The organism is Clostridium algifaecis, from assembly GCF_017874415.1.
GTDB lineage: Bacteria > Bacillota > Clostridia > Clostridiales > Clostridiaceae > Clostridium_B > Clostridium_B algifaecis.
Genome location: NZ_JAGGLM010000004.1, coordinates 39,496 through 57,499, shown reverse-complemented (window position 1 = coordinate 57,499; position 18,004 = coordinate 39,496). Strand labels below are relative to the sequence as shown.

Below are 18,004 nucleotides of genomic sequence, written 5' to 3'. Positions count from 1 at the left end.
TTTTTAAGAATTATATTAAAAAAGGAAGATTGAACACATAACATACTCAATCTTCCTTTTTATATTATAAATTTTCTTTTTTATTTTTTAAATTTGCTGCTAACTTATATACTATAAACACAATTATTATAATTATTAAAGCTATATCTGCAAAATGAAACCACTTGTGTATAGCAGTCCAATTCTGTCCCATTTTGTATCCTGCAAAGGATAGAACTACACTCCATAATGTAGAACCTATAAGTGTATATATTACAAACTTTTTAAAGTTCATCTTGCTTATTCCTGCTGGAAGTGAAATAAAAGTTCTAATTATAGGTAAAAGCCTTGAAAAAAATACTATACCTTCACCATATTTGTTAAAATAATAGTCACTTTTTTGAATATGAGATTTGGATAATCTAAGTTTTTCTGCATATTTTTCAACTAACGGCCTGCCTCCAACTCTCCCTATATAATAGGCAAAGCATGATCCAACAGTACCACCTAAAGTACCAAAAACTATAACAAGTGGCAAACTCAACCTTTCTGTAAAACTCAAGTATCCTCCGAAAGGCAATATAGCTTCACTCGGTATTGGAATACATGCACTTTCAAGAGCCATAGCTATAAAAGTACCAATATAACCTGTTTTATCAAGTACTAAAATGACCAAATCTATTAATTTTTCTACCATAAATTTTCCTTTCCCAATAGTCCCCGCACTTTACAGTATTTTTATTTTTTGCATGAATCCCTTTCAATCAGCTTATAATCTAATACATAACTTTTACTATCTGTTGGCTGCTTATTTATCATCTTTATAAGCATTCTCATTCCTACAGAACCCATATCATACATTGGTTGGGCAACTGTAGTTATTTTAGGATAAAATATAGATGCAGAATATATATTGCCAAAGCCTATTACATCAACATCTTCCGGCACATTTATATTTCTATCTCTAAGTGCATTTATAGCACCCATAGCAACTTCATCACTACAACAAAATACTGAATCTATATTATCATCATTATCAAGTATTTTACTCATTCCTTTGTATCCGTCTTTTGCTTTCAAGCCTCCAAAATACGTAATATTTGTATTAACTTCTATGCCGTTCTCTTTAAGTGCATTTTTATAGCCTATATATCTTAGTGCATTAGCATTTGCTTCATCTTCATGTACACCTATATATGCTATTTTTTTATTTCCCTTGTCTATCAAATACTTTACTCCATCAAATGCAGCTTTTTCATTATCAATAGTAACACTTGGAATATCACCTGCTTTGTTTGCAGTTTCTACTAAAACCATAGGAAATTGAAGCTGTTTTATAAGTTCCAATATAGAAGGTTCAAGTGAAGCACTCATATACAATACTCCATCAACCATCTTTTCTTTTAAAACCCTTAAATATTCCATTTCCTTTTCAAAATCAAGATCAGTATTACAAAGCATTATATTATAGTCATATATATTAGCTACATCTTCTGCTCCCCTTACGATTTCAGGATAAAATTGATTTGATATGTCAGGTATTACTATTCCTACTGTCTTAGTTCTCTGCGTTTTAAGACTTCTAGCAATTATATTAGGTCTGTAACCCAATTTGTTTATAGCCTCTACTACTTTTCTTTTAGTCTCTTCATTTACAACGTCTACATCATTTAATACTCTTGAAACTGTAGCTATAGAAACTCCTGCCTCTTTAGCTACATCCTTAATTGATGCCGCCATCTTTATCACCTACCGATACTATTTCTTTTTATAATTATACTTATAAAATTAAACTATTACAAGTTAGTTTTATATTATTTTTACCAAATTCACAATATATTACTCTTTAAATATGTATTGCTACATAAAGCAAGCTACTCTTTAACAGCAACTTGCTTTATATTGTAACATAATATACAAATTTATTTTTTAATTATTTAATTAATTCTACTGCAATTTTAAAATTTTCTCCATTTATCTTATAATCATTATATTTCTTATCATCATTATAAGCTATTTCTGTGGATAGTGTCTCTTTCTTTATCTGATCTTCAAATTTTTTAATTATACCTTCAAGATAACTGTTTCCAGAAACATAGAGCTTTATCTTATCTGCGACTTCAAATCCGCTTTCTTTTCTCAGATTCTGGATTTTACTTAATATCTCCCTCAAATTTCCTTCTTCCTTCAACTCATCTGTTATTGTAGTTTCAAGAACTATTCCAACTGTTCCTTCTCCTGCGAATGCAAATCCTTTAAGTCCCTTCATTGTTACAAGTACATTGTCGGAATTAAGTTCAATACTTTCACCTTTAACAGATATATTAACAACCTCACCTTTATTTATTTTTCCGGCAAGTTCCATTTGATTTATAGAGGATATTTGTTTCCTTATCTCAGGTATAAGTTTGCCATACTTTTTACCTAGTACTGGAAGATTTGGCTTTATGTCAAAATTAACATATTTAGATAAATCAGCACCAAATTCTATCTTCTTAACATTAAGCTCTTCTTTTATTATATTTCCATAATAATCTGGAAGAGTTTTTGAACTTACAAGCATTTCTAGAAGTGGCTGCCTATTTTTTATATTAGCTGTATTTCTAGCGCTTCTTCCAAGCTTAACTATTTTATATGCTTCATCCATATCACTCTCAAGTTGTTTATCTATAACACTGTCATCTGCCTCCTGCCATCTGCACAAATGTACACTTTTAGGAGCATTTTTGTCTATATTTACTACCAGATTATTATAGATTTCTTCTGTCATAAATGGAACAAATGGTGCTGCAACCACTGTTAATTTAGTAAGCACTTTATAAAGAGTACTGTATGCACCTATTTTGTCTTCTGTTAATTCTGAACTCCAAAATCTTTGTCTGTTTACCCTTACATACCAGTTTGAAAGAGTATCCACAAAATCACCAATATTTATTGCTGCTTGAGTTACTTCATAATGGTCAAGATGATATTCTGTATCTTTTATTAAAGAATTCAACTTGGATAATATCCATTTATCCATTATATTACTGGATACAAAGTCCTTATGCTCAAATGGATTAAATTTATCTAAATCAGCATATAGTACATAGAAAGAATAAATGTTCCATAATGTTCCAAGGAATTTTCTTTGAGTATCCTGTACTGCTTCCTCATAAAATCTAGATGGAAGCCATGGAGCACTTGATGTATAGAAATACCATCTTGATGCATCTGCTCCTTCATTGTTAAGAACTACAGTTGGACTAAGTACATTTCCTTTATGCTTTGACATTTTAAGTCCATGTTTATCTAAAACATGACCAAGTACCATACAATTTTCAAATGGACTTCTATCAAATAAAACTGTTGATATTGCCATAAGTGTATAGAACCATCCTCTTGTCTGATCTACTGCTTCTGTTATATATTCTGCCGGGAAGTTCTTTTCAAATAATTCCTTGTTCTCAAAAGGATAATGATGTTGTGCAAATGGCATAGATCCTGAATCAAACCAGCAGTCTATTACATCTTTTACTCTTGTCATTTCTTTTCCACAATGATGACATTTCAATTTGACTTCATCTATATATGGCTTATGAAGTTCTATATTTTCAGGTACATTAATTCCTTTTTCCTTAAGTTCTTCTATACTTCCAATACATTCTCTATGACCACATTCACATTCCCATATTGGAAGTGGTGTACCCCAGTATCTCTCTCTGCTTAAACCCCAATCTATTACATTCTCTACAAAGTTTCCAAATCTTCCTGTTCTTATATTGTCCGGATACCAGTTAGTACTATTTGTATTTTTAACAAGTTTATCCCTTACAGAAGACATTCTGATAAACCAAGTATCTCTTGGATAATACAAAAGTGGAGTATCACATCTCCAGCAGAATGGATATGAATGAGTAAACTTCTCTGGTTTATATAGGATATTCTTTTCTTTTAAATATTCTATTATCTTAGGATCTGCATCTTTAACAAACAATCCTTTCCAGGGTGTAACCTCTTCTTTAAATCTACCCTGTGTATCTACCGAATTAACTACAGGTATATCATATTTTTTACATATATTACTATCATCTTCACCAAAAGCAGGAGCTGTATGAACTATACCAGTACCATCTGTAAGTGTTACATAATCTCCATGTATAACATAATGAGCTTTTCCTTCATATTTTACGAAATTAAATATTGGCTCATATTCAAGACCTAATAGTTCCTCACCCTTAAATTTCCTAACTACTTCATACTCTTCTTCCAGTTTTCCAAGAAGAGCCTCTGCAAGTATAAGATGCTGTCCTTTGTTTATTACTTCTACATAATCATAAGCCTTATTTATTGCAAGAGCCATGTTATTTGGAAGTGTCCATGGAGTTGTTGTCCATGCAAGCATATACTTATCTTCATTTTTAAGCTTGAATTTAACATATACTGATGTTTCTTTTACATCCTTATAACCTTGAGAAACTTCATGTGAAGAAAGTGCTGTTCCACATCTTGGACAGTAAGGTACTACTTTATATCCTTTATACAATAATCCTTTATCCCATATCTTCTTTAATGCCCACCATTCAGATTCTATGTAATCATTATGATAAGTAACATATGGATTATCCATGTCTACCCAGAATCCTATTCTATCTGACATTTCCCTCCATTGTGATATGTATGTAAAAACACTGTCCTTACATTTTTTTATAAATTTTTCCACACCATATTGCTCTATCTGTGGTTTGCCTGATATTCCAAGACTTTTTTCTACTTCAAGTTCTACTGGCAGTCCGTGAGTATCCCAGCCTGCTTTTCTCAAAACATTATAACCCTTCATAACTTTATATCTTATTATAAAATCTTTCATAACCCTGGTTAAAACGTGACCTATATGCGGGTTGCCGTTTGCAGTTGGTGGACCATCATAAAAGGTGAAATACTCTCCATCTTTATTTAAGTCAAAGTTTTTTTCAACTATTTTATTCTTTTTCCAAAAGTCTATTACATCTTTTTCTCTTTCAACAAAGCTTTTAGAATTGTCAATTTTTTTATACATAATTTTACTCCTCTCTATATACACTATATATAAATACATTATTTTCCAAAAACAAAAACTTCATCCTAAAATAGGACGAAGTTAAATTCGCTGTACCACCTATGGGTAAATTTTGAAATCAAAAACATACTCTATTCTTTAACGCAGAATTACGAAAAAACTTACTAGATAATATTGTTCAGATCTTCAGCTCCCAGGTGATTTTCTTTAAGCTTTTCTGCAACTTTCCACCATAACGTTTGCTCTCTTTTTATAACAAAAACTTAAATACTCTTCCTGTTCAAAACTTTTATCATACAATTAAAACATAGTATTCAATTTCTTCTTATTATATTATACCCATTTTTCATTGTCAAATTATTTCATGGATTTTTGTTAAATTCCTAAAGCTTTTAATATTCCTTCAGCTAAACCTTCAGCTGCTTTTTCTCTTCCACTTTCAGTTCCAAGAATAGATGCATCTTTCGAATTTGTCAAAAATCCAAGTTCAGTTAGAACTGTAGTCATTTTGGTATTTCTTGTTATATATAGCCAACTGCCATCTTTAAGCCCTCTATCATATGTTCCAAGATGACTCACAAGGCTGTTTTGAATAAGTGTTGCAATTCTTTCCCCTTCGCTATTTCCAGTATAATATAATGTTTCTGTTCCTTCTGCATCTGGTGAATCAAAAGCATTGGTATGAATTGCCACCATAAATTTTGCTGATGAATTGTTTGCAGTATCACATCTTCTTTGTAGACTCTGAGTTACATTTAAAGAGCTTGTCTTACGTTCATCTTCAGTTCGTGTATAAATTACATTTACCCCTTTTTGTTTTAATATTTCACCAGTTTTTAAAGCTACATTTAACGTTACATCATCTTCCTGGTACCCATTTCCTTCTGAGCCTACATCTTGTCCTACTCCATGTCCTGGATCAATTACAATTGTAGGTCCGTTTCCATCAGATGGAGTTTGAGAATCAGATTTACTTGGTGCAGGTGTTACTGGTGTAGGTTTACTAGGTTGTGCATTCGTTTGATTTTTTCCTATAACATTTAAAGAAGCCAAAATACCATTTGCAATAGCCTTTGCACTTTTATCCTGAAAGTCCTGTGAATTCATTAATTTGCTCTCACTTTCATTAGTTATAAATCCCAACTCCACCATAACAGAGGGTGCATTATTTCCACTTAATATTTTATGTTGTGGCAGTGATTCTTTAGTTCCCCTGTCTGATGAACCAGTAGATGCTATAAGCTGTTTTTGGATATCGTCAGCTACTGTTTTAGAATCTGAATTTGTAGTAGAATAATATGTTTCTATACCTTTTACATTAGTATTGTCAGGATAAGTATTTGCGCGTATACTTACAAATTCATTGGAATTAGCCTTATTTGATATGTCAATACGTGATTGAATATCATTTTCCTCGCTCCAACTAATGCTGTCATTTTTTCTTGTATAAACTACATTTACTCCATTCTGTTCAAGTATTTTTCCTGTTTTTAAAGCTACAGATAAATCTATATCTTTTTCTTTTATGCCAGAAGCTGACACATTTCCATTATCCGAGCCTCCATGTGCAGCATCAATAGTCACAGTATATTTGTTATTAGTAGATTGGTTTGTTCTAGTTGAAAATTCCATTTTCGTATCACTTTTTAAAGTATCACCATTAGATGTTTTAATTCCACTTTTGACAGTTACAGAATATGCTTGTCCATATTTATAATTGCCTTGAGGAGTAACATCAACCACACACCCATTATCCTCAATATTTATTTTAACAGGAACAGTATTTCCACTAGAGTCTGTTACAATTATACTAGATTCATTTATCGTACTTTTATCCAGCTCCTTGTTAAAACTTATTTTCCAGGTTTTATTGATTTCTACATTGCTGCCTATATTGCTTCCATTATAACTTTTTGCAGCATATACTGGATTAATTTTAAAAAGAATAGTAAAAACAAATAAAAAACTTAAAGATGCAATAATATAAAAAGCACTCTTTTTCAAATAACCACCTCTTCACCTAAAATTTTTCCAATAAATCAAATATATCATTTTATATTATAATATAAAATTTACTAAAATTATACTCTAAGCTTTATAAATTGCATCTGTAATTTCAATAAGATGTTCTGAATTTTTTCCGAGAATCCTAATTATCATACCAAACTTAAAACTTAAACTTATTCCAAATTCTATATTAGTGTAGGATTTTAATATAGACATATATTTTATCCTTAATTTTTCATCCACTCTTTTTCCTATTATAATCATATTTGCCTGGTGGGTATATTCTCCATAAAGACCTATACTTTTTATTTCCTGTTCCTCAGGTTTTAAAAAAGTATTATCCATAAATACTATTTTATCATTATAAAATATCTTTAATTTTGATATAAAACTGTCGAAATCAAAAATTTCATTTCTCTTATATCTTCCGCAAGATATTATTTCTCTAAATATTAAATTGCAATTTTTACGCATTCTTATATTCATGTCTTGTTTAAAGTTTGATTCTTTAAATGGCATAAGCGGCTTTAACATATATGCTAAAGTACAGTTTTCTTCCATATTTACATCTATCTTTTGATATGCACATTCATTTTTCATTTTAAAAATCTTTGTATAAGATTGTGAATAAAGCTCCAGGCAAGAGTCTTTATTCATATTTACATTAATTGAATAATCATCTCCGCTCAAAACTCCTGCCGATACATTTATAATGCATAATTTCATCATAGAATTATCATTGTTATAAAATGGCTTTAAAATCTTAAGTGGCGATGTAAAATAACTGTCACTTAATATAGTTTTATTATTTTTAACTTTTGTTTCTATCTGTAATATGCTCTTTTTACCATAGCGATTCATTATACACCTTCCAAAAGGGCATTCTTTTTAATCCATTTTATTACATCTCCCAGCCCTTTTTTCTCATTAAGATTAGTAAATATAAACGGTTTTTCCCCTCTCATTTTTTTTGAATCCCTGTCCATAACTTCAAGACTGGCCCCAACATAAGGTGCCAAATCAATTTTGTTTATTACTAAAAGGTCTGAACGTGTTACTCCCGGGCCTCCCTTTCTTGGAATCTTGTCACCCTCTGAAACATCTATAACGTATATAGTTGAATCGGCGAGTTCAGGGCTAAATGTTGCAGATAGATTATCCCCTCCGCTTTCTATAAATACTATCTCTATATCCGGGAATTTTTGAACAAGTTCTTCCACAGCTTCAAGATTCATAGATGCATCCTCTCTTATGGCTGTATGTGGACATCCTCCTGTTTCAACTCCTATTATTCTTTCTTTTGGTAGGACACTATTTTTTGTTAAAAACTCCGCATCTTCTTTAGTGTATATATCATTAGTTACTACACCTATACTATAATCTCTGCTCATTTCTCTCGTAAGCCTCTCTATAAGTGCAGTCTTTCCCGAGCCAACAGGTCCTGCTATCCCTATTCTAACGTAACTCATACTTTTCACCTTTCCTTGAATTATGACATATATAATCTTGAATACAAGTTTTCATGCTGCATAGCTCTAATATCAAATCCTATAGTACATCTGCCAAGATCATCTGAACTTAAACAGTTTATTTTCTCAAGCATATCTTTTAATAATTCACTGCTTTCATATAAAATAATCTGTCCTTCTACCTGACCCAGAGGAATAAGTTTGACGCAATTATTTACAATACATGAAGCTATATTATATAAATATGCACTTATACTCTCATCTTTATCTATTCCATATTCAGAGCAAAACATTCCAAATACTATACTGTGCTGACCAAAACATTCATTGTTCCTTATAAGTTCGTGATATTTCAAAAGCATATCTTTCTTTTCAAACTTTTCCACCAGTTTTAAAAATCTGCCGCACATTTTTGCACTGCCACTTTTTATTTCTTTAGGTGCTTTTAATGCATAGAGCATATTATCTAAATTTTTTAATCCTTCTATATCCTTTTTTTGTGTACACTCATAAGAAAGTTTTAATGCCAAAGCATCAGTATACATAATCCCATATGAAAGCATATTCCAAAGATACTTCTTAGCACTTTTACTGTCTTTGACTATTCCATTTTGAACATAAGTTTCAAGACCATTTGACTGGGTATAAGCACCTATAGGAAATATAGAATCTGCTATTTGAAGTAAAGTAAAAATTTTATTAGTGTACATGATGATGCTTATGACACTCCAATCCATTTACAAGCTTCTTTAAAACCCTTTTAGGAGCGAAGCCTCTTTTATCCAATAGTTTCATTATAGGTTCCTCATATGGAACAATTACACTATCTTCCTCAAGAAAAATAGGTATATGTTGATTTCCAATTTCATAACATGCTTTTCCCATATCAATCATGCTTTTAGGTTCAATAACTATTGCTTCACTCTCTGGTATATTAATTAAGATTGCTTCTTTTTCATTCATGTACAATACATCACCATCATTTAGTTTTTGTGGCTTTTCAAAAGACATTCCTATTTCTTTTCCTAATTTACTTGTCTTTCTAAGTATTTTCTTATTTACTTCATACCATTCTATATTCACAGTATCTATATTCTTGTTTTTCAAATCAAAGTCATGTCTATTACCTAATATTTTATTTATTATCATAATTTACTCTCCTAACTTAAAAACTAAAATAGAAAATATCTCTGAGCCAATGCAACTTTCTTTATTGGATCACAGGTTATAGTCTTTCCATTTATCTTAACTTCATAAGTTTCGGGATCTACTTCTATAGTTGGAAGTTCACTGTTAAATACCATATCTTTTTTACCTATTATCCTGCAATTTTCTACTGGATATACAATCTTATCTAAATTCATTTTAGCTATATTTCCATTCTCAATAGATGCTTTTGATACAAATGTTATAGATGTTTTAGCTCTAGCTTTTCCAAATGCACCAAACATATTCTTATACATGACAGGTTCTGGTGTTGGAATAGATGCATTGGCATCTCCCATTTTAGATGCTGTTATAAATCCGCCCTTTATAATCATTTCAGGTTTTACTCCAAACATACATGGTTTCCATAGAACTAAATCTGCAAATTTGCCAATTTCAACAGAACCTACATATTTTGATATTCCATGCGTTATAGCTGGATTTATTGTATATTTTGATATATATCTTTTTACTCTAAAGTTATCATTTTCCCCTTTTTCTTCTTTCAAAAATCCTCTTTGCTTTTTCATTTTATCTGCTGTCTGCCAGGTTCTCATTATAACTTCCCCAACTCTCCCCATTGCCTGAGAATCAGAACTTAGCATACTAAAAACACCCAAATCATGAAGTATATCCTCAGCCGCTATAGTTTCAGGTCTTATTCTGGAATCTGCAAAAGCAACATCCTCTGGAACTTTGCTGTCCAAATGATGACATACCATGAGCATATCAAGATGTTCATCTATAGTATTGACTGTAAAAGGCCTTGTGGGATTAGTAGATGATGGAAGCACATTAGGATAAGCAGCCGCTCTCATTATATCAGGTGCATGCCCCCCACCAGCACCCTCTGTATGATACGTATGAATAGTCCTACCACCTATGGCATTCATAGTATCTTCTACAAATCCGCCTTCATTCAATGTATCTGTATGTATAGCCACCTGAACATCATATTTATCCGCTACATTAAGACATGTATCTATAGCATTTGGCGTACTTCCCCAATCTTCATGAAGTTTAAGTCCAATAGCTCCTGCTTCTATTTGTTCCGAAAGAGTTTCTTCTGTAGAACAATTCCCTTTTCCTAAAAAGCCAAGGTTCATAGGAAATCCTTCTGCTGATTCTATCATTTTTTGTATATACCATGATCCAGTTGTACATGTAGTTGCGTTAGTTCCATCTGCTGGTCCTGTGCCACCTCCTAGCATTGTTGTTATTCCACTGTATAGTGCTGTTTCTATTTGCTGTGGTGATATAAAATGAATATGACTATCTATTCCGCCTGCCGTTACTATAAGCCCTTCTCCTGCAAGTGCTTCAGTAGAAGCTCCTACAATCATATTTTCATCTACACCATCCATAATATCTTTGTTTCCAGCTTTACCTATGCCTGCTATTTTGCCATCTTTTATACCTATATCCGCTTTATATATTCCAGTGTAGTCAATAATAAGTGCATTTGTTATAACAAGATCAAGTACACCTTCATCTCTTATATTTCTTGCAGATTGACCCATGCCGTCTCTAAGCGTTTTGCCACCTCCAAATTTGCATTCATCTCCATACACCGTATAGTCTTTTTCAACCTCAACTATTAGATCCGTATCTGCAAGCCTTATTTTATCTCCAGTTGTAGGGCCATACATATTTACATAATCTCTCCTTGAAATTTTAAAGCTCATCTTTCGTCACTCCCTTAAATCCAAGATTAAAAGCTTTTTTCAAACTAGCTTCTTTGTTTAAAGCAGTCAAATATCCATTTGTCAAACCATTTAATCCTTTAACAAATTTATTTCCTCCAATTTCTGTAAGCTGAACTTTTTTCTCTTCTCCCGGTTCAAAACGGACAGCTGTACCTGAAGGTATATCAAGCCTCATTCCAAAAGCCTCTGCTCTATGAAATTCAAGGCATTTATTCACTTCAAAAAAGTGGAAATGTGAACCTACCTGAATAGGTCTATCTCCCTTATTAGCCACAATTATACTTAGTGTTTTTCTTCCTTCATTTAAAATAATATCCTCATCTTTAAGAATAATCTCACCCGGTATCACTTAAAATTACCTCCAATTTTATAAAATAATTTATCTTATAGGATTATGAACAGTCACTAATTTAGTACCATCTGGGAAAGTAGCTTCAACCTGGACTTGCTCTATCATTTCAGGTATACCTTCCATCACATCATCCTCAGTAAGTATTTTAGCTCCGTATTGCATTAATTCAGTAACACTTTTTCCATCTCGAGCGGCCTCCATAAGTTCTGAACAAATAAGTGCAATTGCCTCTGGATAATTAAGTTTTAATCCCCTATTTTTTCTTTCCTTAGCTAACTCACCTGCATAATGAAGCATAAGCTTTTCCATTTCTTTTTGAGTTAAGTACATAATTTATACCTCCAACGTGCCTATGAAAATTTTATTTTTGTTATATTGCCATTTTCTTTTTAATATTATCTTTATCAATTTCATCAATAGCACCCTTTTCCACTATCTCTCCCTTTTCCATAATATATATATAATCTGCAAGATCAAGAACAAAGTCCAAGTATTGTTCAACAAGCAGTATAGACATATTTCCTTTTTCCTTCAGCATTTTTATAACTCTTCCTATATCCTTAATTATGGATGGTTGTATTCCTTCTGTAGGTTCATCCAAAATAAGTATATGAGGTTTTGAAACTAATGCCCTAGCTATCGCAAGTTGCTGCTGTTGTCCTCCACTTAAGTCTCCACCCTTTCTACTTAGCATATCTTTTAAAACCGGAAAAAGTGTAAATATTTCATCATCTATCTGACCTTTCCCATCACATACTTCCAATCCAAGTATCAAATTTTCATATACAGTCAGTTGAGGAAATATCTCTCTACCTTGAGGAACATATCCTATTCCCATTTTTGCCCTTTTATAAGAAATTTCTTTTATTATATTTTTATCATTGAAAGATATTTCTCCATAGGGTGTTGCTACAAGTCCCATTATACTTTTTAAAAATGTAGTTTTTCCAACTCCATTTCTTCCAACTAATCCAACTACCTGGCCTGGTTTCACATCAAAACATATTTTTCTAAGTATTATACTTTCACCATAATAGGCATCTAAATCTTTTATTTTAAGCACTCTTTTCACTTCCTCTACCTATATATACTTCCATAACTCTTGGATCACTTTGAACTTTTTCTACAGAACCTTCACATAAATTCTTGCCTTCATGTAATACACTTACAGTATCTGCAAAGTTTCTTACAAACTCCATATCATGTTCTACTATGAGTATAGAACATTTCTTACTTATCTTTTTTAAAAGCTCCCCAGTTTTCTGAGTCTCACTTTTTCCCATGCCTGCTACAGGCTCATCCAAAAGTAACAATTCAGGTTCCTGAACTAATAGCATTCCTATCTCAAGCCATTGTTTTTGTCCATGAGAAAGAGATCCTGCCAATTTATCCATCTCAGAAAATAAATTTATAGTATTAAGAATATCCATTATCTTCTTTTTCTGTTCATATGAAATACTAGAAAGGATAATTGACATAATTCCTCTATTTTGTTTAACCGCAAGTTCCATATTTTCATAAACCGTTAAGTTTACAAATACAGAAGGTGCTTGAAATTTTCTTCCTATGCCAATCCTGTTTATCTCATATTCTTTTTTCTTTCTAATATCACTGCCCTTAAATAAAATCTTTCCTGATGTAGCTCTAGTTTTTCCGCATATTATATCCAGTAAAGTTGTTTTTCCTGCACCATTAGGTCCTATTAAAAAATGTATTTCATTATATTTTACACTTATATTAACGTCGGTTAATGCTTTAAAGCCTTGAAAATCAACACTTATGCCTTCAATGTCCAAAATACTATTATTTTTCATTTAAGCCGCCTCTTTTCTAAACCTAAATATATTTTTAAAAATTCCCATAATTCCTCCTGGCAAAAATACTACTACTATTATAAAAATTGCTCCTAAGAAATAAGACCATACGCTAGGAAAATTTTCACTTACTCCTGTTTTTATAATATTCATAATAAGAGTACCAATTACAGCACCTACTATTGTTCCTCTTCCACCTACAGCTACCCATATTACCATTTCTATAGATGCAACTATTCCCATCTCATCTGGAGTTATTATGCCAACCTGTCCAACGAAAAGTGCCCCAGCTATACCAGCAAAAGCTGCTGATAAGCAGTAAACAAAAACTTTGTATGTAGTTGGATTATATCCTTCGAATCTTAATTTATTTTCTCCATCTCTTATTGCTATGAGAATTCTTCCTAATCTTCCCTTTGCAATAAGTTTGCAAACTATAAATGTAAATATTAAAAATGCGAGCGATATATAATATAATCCTGCCTTTACACTAGGACTTTTAAGTGAGAAACCAAATATTTTGTCAAAATTAGTAATACCATTTGATCCTCCAGTTACAGATTGTTGTCCCACAAAAATAACTCCAAAAATTATAGACAATGCCTGCGACAGTATAGAAAAATAAACACCTGTTATTCTATTTCTAAATGTAAAATATCCTAAAAGAAAAGCAATTGCTACAGGAACTAATATAGCCATTATAATTGCAAAAACGGGACTGTTGAATGGTTTCCAAAATTCTGGCAACTTAGTAAGTCCACTCCAATCCATGAAATCTGGCAGTTTACCATTTGAAGAATTCAATTTTAAATACATTGCCATACAATATGCTCCTAGTCCAAAGAAAACTCCCTGACCAAGACTTAGTATACCTGTATACCCCCAAATTAAATCTATTCCAATTGCAACTATAGCATAGCAAATAAACTTTCCTAAAAGATTCATTCTGAAATCAGATAAATTAAATGGTGCCGCTACTAATATAATGACCACAATACTGAAAATTAATGTATCCTTCGATTTTAAAAATTTTTTTATCATAAAATTTCACTCCCTTAAACTTCTTCGTCCAAAGCTCTTGTGCTGATAGGGAACATACCTTTACTCTTCCATTGAAGAAATATTATTATAAGTAAAAAAACCACTCCTCTTCCCAAAGATGTCCCAATTAAAAATTCAGACCATGTACTAAACATTCCCATAACAAGTCCACCAGCTACTGCTCCTACAAGCCTTCCAACTCCACCTAATACAACAACCATAAATGCATCGACTATATATCCCGTTCCTATAGATGGTCCTATAGGTCCTATCAAGGTTAATGCACAACCTGCTATTCCTGCAAGTCCTGAACCAAGTGCAAAAGTATACGCATCTATTTTTCTAGTTGGAATTCCAAGACAGGATGCCATATTTCTATTTTGCATTACAGCCCTTATATTTCTTCCTGTTCTAGTTTTATATAAATATAAATATACGCATACAATACATATCCCAGCTATAAAAATTATAAATAAACGTGAATACGGAAATGCAATTCCTCCTAATTTTATATTTCCTTTAAGCCATTGAGGACTTTGAACATCTACATTTGGAGCACCAAATATACTTCTTGCAAGTTGCTGAAGAATTATACTTATCCCCCATGTTGCAAGCAAGCTATCAGCTGGCCTTCCATAAAGATGTTTTATTACAATTCCTTCTATTAAAATTCCAAATGCCATTGCGATTAAAAATGAAATAGGAAGTGCCAATATAAAATATAGACTAAAAAATTTCCCACCTGCTAAATTTTTAAATAATATCTGAACCATATACGTAGAATATGCTCCAATCATTATAAGTTCGCCATGAGCCATATTTATTATTTTCATAAGACCAAATGTTATCGATAATCCGAGACCTATCAATAGTAAAATAGATCCTACACTAAATCCATTAAATATTTGCAATATAATAGTACTCAAAATCAATCATCTCCGAAACAATATTAAATATAGGCTATCTCAAAAGTATTATATTAACTTGTTAATATAAAATTTCAATCAAGATAGCCTTAAATCTAACATTTAATTTTTATCAATTTGTAAAAATTTGTAGGCCTATTAATTTAAACCCTTTGCCCATTTATAAGTTTTAAGATAAGGATCTGGTGAAATAGTTTTTCCTGAACTCCAAACTTCATTTATTAAACCATTATCCTGTACTTGACCTATTCTTACTATTTTCCATAAATGTTGGTTATCACCATTTATCTTAACTTTACCTTCAGGAGCATCAAATTCCAAGCCCTTTGCGGCTGTTTTTACTTTATCTACATCTGTAGATTTAGCTTTTTCTACAGCCTTTGCCCACAAATATACTGCATTGTATCCCGCTTCTATTGGATCATCTGTTACTTTATCATTACCATATTTAGCTTTATAATCTGCTACAAATTTCTTATTCTGCTGAGTATCTGTAGTTTGATAGTAGTTCCAAGATACGTACTGACCTTTCATATTGTCAGCTCCTATCCCTTTTACTTCTTCTTCTGCAATACTTACCGATAAAACAGGTATCTGTTGTGCTGTTATCCCTGCACTTTTAAGTTGTTTAAAAAAAGCAACATTACTGTCTCCATTTAGTGTATTAAATATTTCATCAGGTTTTGATGCCTTTATCTTATTTATAATAGTACTATAATCTGTATATCCCATTGGAGTATACTCTTCTCCAACAACCTGTCCACCTTCAGCTTTAAGCTGAGCCTTTATTATTTTGTTAGCTGTCCTTGGAAATACATAATCTGAACCTACAAGGAACATTTTCTTTCCTTTATTTTTAAGAAGCCAATCTACTGCCGGAACAATCTGCTGATTTGGCGCAGATCCCATATAAAATATGTTTGGTGATGACTCCATACCTTCGTATTGAACTGGATACCATAAAAGGCCATTGTTCTGTTCTACTATTGGCAGCATTGCTTTTCTACTAGCAGATGTTCATCCTCCAAATATAGTTGCAACTTTATCTTTCTGTAGAAGTTTTTTTGCTTTTTCAGCAAATGTTGTAGGGTCTGATGCACCATCTTCTATTACTGGTTGTAATTTTCTCCCCATTACTCCACCTTTAGCATTTATCTCATTTATTGCCATTATTTCAGAATTTTTTACTGAAACTTCACTTATTGCCATAGTCCCACTTAAGGAATGTAAAACACCTACTTTTATTGGACCTTTATCATTACTACTATCACTTGCAGTTGATCCTATACTATGGCATCCTGAAATTAAAGACGCTGTAAGTATAGTCCCTGCTAAAGCACATATAGTTTTTAGAACTATTCTTCTACCAAATTTTTTCTTTTTCATGTTTTGTCCCCCTCATATTTATTACAATAATTATCTTGCAAACTTAACAATTACCTACCTATATGAAATACAGCTTTATCTAAAATAATGTATCTTATAAACTTTGAAATAATTTTTTCTAATTGCCTGCAATTTTGGAAAACTCATAAGATTTGTTTATTTATAATTTGCAAATTTATATTTAATATTATATATCTATTTTTAATATTGTCAACTATATTTTAATAATTTAATATTTAAATTGAATTTTTATTATCATATTATCAAAACATTATTGAAAGACATATTTATAATCGATATACTTTTATTCTAAAATAATGAATTTTATATTATACATTTACTTTCACTTAATTTTGTAGTACCATAGGTTCAAAATAAATATATATTTATGGAGTGATATTATGAAAATAACATGGCTTGGACATTCAAGCTTTATATTAGAAGACTCAAACAAAACAAAAGTCTTGACAGATCCCTTTGATGATACGACAGGATATAAAATATTTGAAGGTACTGTAGATATATTAACCATAAGCCATCATCATTTCGATCATGACTATACAGAAAAAGTAAACTGTTCAAACATAATAGATAAACCTGGTGACTTTAACTTTAAAAACATTAAAATCACAGGAATTCCTTCTTACCATGATAAGGTAAAAGGAGCTAAAAGAGGTAAAAATATTATTTTTATACTAGAAATAGATGGCTATAGAGTTTGCCACCTTGGTGATCTTGGTTATGTATTGTCAGAAGATGAAATAAAAAAGATAGGTAAAATTGATATACTGTTTATTCCTGTTGGAGGTAATTTTACTATAGATGGGAAAGAAGCTGCAAAAATATCAAAATGTATAAATCCACATATGATAATTCCAATGCACTACCAAACTGAAAATTTATCTTTTCATTTAGATGGATTAGATATGTTTCTAAAATATATGAAAAATGGAGAAAGAGTGTATAAAAACAATATAACTTTTAATGATAAATTAAATACTTCAAATAAAGTTGAAATACTGAATTACAAATAGAAAATCCACCTGCATAAATATATTGCAGGTGGACTTTATCCAAATT

The 18,004-nt window shown here is 31.4% G+C and carries 16 protein-coding genes, 1 pseudogene and 1 other annotated feature; of the genes and pseudogenes, 1 reads left to right on the top strand and 16 read right to left on the bottom strand.

Annotated elements, in window-relative coordinates:
• Positions 1 to 64: 64 nt before the first annotated feature.
• The 16 genes and pseudogenes from J2Z42_RS04910 to urtA all read right to left on the bottom strand — a co-directional run bounded on the left by J2Z42_RS04910 (position 65) and on the right by urtA (position 16,924).
• Positions 65 to 676 carry a DedA family protein gene (locus tag J2Z42_RS04910; protein WP_209701417.1) on the bottom strand — a complete coding sequence of 204 codons (612 nt, stop codon included), beginning with the start codon at positions 674 to 676 and terminating at the stop codon, positions 65 to 67.
• Between the two features lie 41 nt (positions 677 to 717).
• The gene (locus J2Z42_RS04905; protein ID WP_209701415.1) at positions 718 to 1,719 is read right to left on the bottom strand and encodes a LacI family DNA-binding transcriptional regulator; all 1,002 of its coding nucleotides are present in this window, start codon (positions 1,717 to 1,719) and stop codon (positions 718 to 720) included.
• Between the two features lie 193 nt (positions 1,720 to 1,912).
• On the bottom strand, positions 1,913 to 5,017 hold the full coding sequence (gene ileS, locus J2Z42_RS04900) for an isoleucine--tRNA ligase (protein WP_209701413.1): 3,105 nt from the start codon (positions 5,015 to 5,017) through the stop codon (positions 1,913 to 1,915).
• 68 nt (positions 5,018 to 5,085) lie between these two features.
• Positions 5,086 to 5,310: a binding site (T-box leader), on the bottom strand.
• An 82-nt stretch (positions 5,311 to 5,392) separates the two neighbouring features.
• Entirely contained in the window at positions 5,393 to 7,021 is a 1,629-nt protein-coding gene (locus J2Z42_RS04895) for an N-acetylmuramoyl-L-alanine amidase (RefSeq protein ID WP_209701411.1), read from the bottom strand.
• 84 nt (positions 7,022 to 7,105) lie between these two features.
• The gene (locus tag J2Z42_RS04890; protein WP_209701409.1) at positions 7,106 to 7,885 is read right to left on the bottom strand and encodes an urease accessory protein UreD; all 780 of its coding nucleotides are present in this window, start codon (positions 7,883 to 7,885) and stop codon (positions 7,106 to 7,108) included.
• Positions 7,885 to 8,493 carry an urease accessory protein UreG gene (gene ureG, locus J2Z42_RS04885; protein WP_209701407.1) on the bottom strand — a complete coding sequence of 203 codons (609 nt, stop codon included), beginning with the start codon at positions 8,491 to 8,493 and terminating at the stop codon, positions 7,885 to 7,887. Before ureG ends, J2Z42_RS04890 begins: the two co-directional genes overlap by 1 nt.
• 20 nt (positions 8,494 to 8,513) lie before the next feature.
• Entirely contained in the window at positions 8,514 to 9,230 is a 717-nt protein-coding gene (locus J2Z42_RS04880; RefSeq protein WP_209701405.1) for an urease accessory protein UreF, read from the bottom strand.
• On the bottom strand, positions 9,193 to 9,642 hold the full coding sequence (gene ureE, locus J2Z42_RS04875; protein WP_209701403.1) for an urease accessory protein UreE: 450 nt from the start codon (positions 9,640 to 9,642) through the stop codon (positions 9,193 to 9,195). Before ureE ends, J2Z42_RS04880 begins: the two co-directional genes overlap by 38 nt.
• A gap of 23 nt (positions 9,643 to 9,665) precedes the next feature.
• Positions 9,666 to 11,384, bottom strand: a complete 1,719-nt coding sequence (gene ureB / locus J2Z42_RS04870) for an urease subunit beta (protein ID WP_209701401.1) — start codon at positions 11,382 to 11,384, stop codon at positions 9,666 to 9,668.
• Positions 11,374 to 11,754 (bottom strand): urease subunit beta, encoded by a 381-nt coding sequence (gene ureB, locus J2Z42_RS04865; protein WP_209701399.1) that lies wholly within the window; start codon positions 11,752 to 11,754, stop codon positions 11,374 to 11,376. Before ureB (J2Z42_RS04865) ends, ureB (J2Z42_RS04870) begins: the two co-directional genes overlap by 11 nt.
• Positions 11,755 to 11,784: 30 nt before the next feature.
• The gene (ureA, locus tag J2Z42_RS04860; protein WP_209701397.1) at positions 11,785 to 12,087 is read right to left on the bottom strand and encodes an urease subunit gamma; all 303 of its coding nucleotides are present in this window, start codon (positions 12,085 to 12,087) and stop codon (positions 11,785 to 11,787) included.
• A gap of 40 nt (positions 12,088 to 12,127) precedes the next feature.
• A complete protein-coding gene (gene urtE, locus J2Z42_RS04855; protein WP_209701395.1) occupies positions 12,128 to 12,820 on the bottom strand; it encodes an urea ABC transporter ATP-binding subunit UrtE in 693 nt (230 codons plus the stop codon).
• Positions 12,813 to 13,571 carry an urea ABC transporter ATP-binding protein UrtD gene (gene urtD, locus J2Z42_RS04850; protein ID WP_209701393.1) on the bottom strand — a complete coding sequence of 253 codons (759 nt, stop codon included), beginning with the start codon at positions 13,569 to 13,571 and terminating at the stop codon, positions 12,813 to 12,815. The genes urtE and urtD overlap by 8 nt, the downstream gene beginning before the upstream one ends.
• Complete coding sequence (urtC, locus tag J2Z42_RS04845; protein ID WP_209701391.1) at positions 13,572 to 14,612, bottom strand: urea ABC transporter permease subunit UrtC; 1,041 nt, start codon at positions 14,610 to 14,612, stop codon at positions 13,572 to 13,574.
• A 14-nt stretch (positions 14,613 to 14,626) separates the two neighbouring features.
• The gene (urtB, locus tag J2Z42_RS04840) at positions 14,627 to 15,538 is read right to left on the bottom strand and encodes an urea ABC transporter permease subunit UrtB (protein WP_209701389.1); all 912 of its coding nucleotides are present in this window, start codon (positions 15,536 to 15,538) and stop codon (positions 14,627 to 14,629) included.
• Positions 15,539 to 15,676: 138 nt separating this feature from the next.
• Positions 15,677 to 16,924 (bottom strand): annotated as a pseudogene (gene urtA, locus J2Z42_RS04835) (urea ABC transporter substrate-binding protein).
• A 401-nt stretch (positions 16,925 to 17,325) separates the two neighbouring features.
• Between urtA and J2Z42_RS04830 the strand changes: the two are divergent.
• Positions 17,326 to 17,958 (top strand): MBL fold metallo-hydrolase, encoded by a 633-nt coding sequence (locus J2Z42_RS04830; RefSeq protein ID WP_209701387.1) that lies wholly within the window; start codon positions 17,326 to 17,328, stop codon positions 17,956 to 17,958.
• The last annotated feature ends 46 nt before the right edge of the window (positions 17,959 to 18,004 follow it).

Coding starts and splice junctions, on each gene's coding strand:
- urtC (WP_209701391.1), bottom strand. CDS start 14,612: ATGATAAAAAAATTTTTAAAATCGAAGGATACATTAATTTTCAGTATT.
- J2Z42_RS04890 (WP_209701409.1), bottom strand. CDS start 7,885: ATGAATCGCTATGGTAAAAAGAGCATATTACAGATAGAAACAAAAGTT.
- ileS (WP_209701413.1), bottom strand. CDS start 5,017: ATGTATAAAAAAATTGACAATTCTAAAAGCTTTGTTGAAAGAGAAAAA.
- ureE (WP_209701403.1), bottom strand. CDS start 9,642: ATGATAATAAATAAAATATTAGGTAATAGACATGACTTTGATTTGAAA.
- J2Z42_RS04880 (WP_209701405.1), bottom strand. CDS start 9,230: ATGGATTGGAGTGTCATAAGCATCATCATGTACACTAATAAAATTTTT.
- ureB (WP_209701401.1), bottom strand. CDS start 11,384: ATGAGCTTTAAAATTTCAAGGAGAGATTATGTAAATATGTATGGCCCT.
- ureG (WP_209701407.1), bottom strand. CDS start 8,493: ATGAGTTACGTTAGAATAGGGATAGCAGGACCTGTTGGCTCGGGAAAG.
- J2Z42_RS04905 (WP_209701415.1), bottom strand. CDS start 1,719: ATGGCGGCATCAATTAAGGATGTAGCTAAAGAGGCAGGAGTTTCTATA.
- urtD (WP_209701393.1), bottom strand. CDS start 13,571: ATGAAAAATAATAGTATTTTGGACATTGAAGGCATAAGTGTTGATTTT.
- J2Z42_RS04830 (WP_209701387.1), top strand. CDS start 17,326: ATGAAAATAACATGGCTTGGACATTCAAGCTTTATATTAGAAGACTCA.
- ureA (WP_209701397.1), bottom strand. CDS start 12,087: ATGTACTTAACTCAAAAAGAAATGGAAAAGCTTATGCTTCATTATGCA.
- J2Z42_RS04910 (WP_209701417.1), bottom strand. CDS start 676: ATGGTAGAAAAATTAATAGATTTGGTCATTTTAGTACTTGATAAAACA.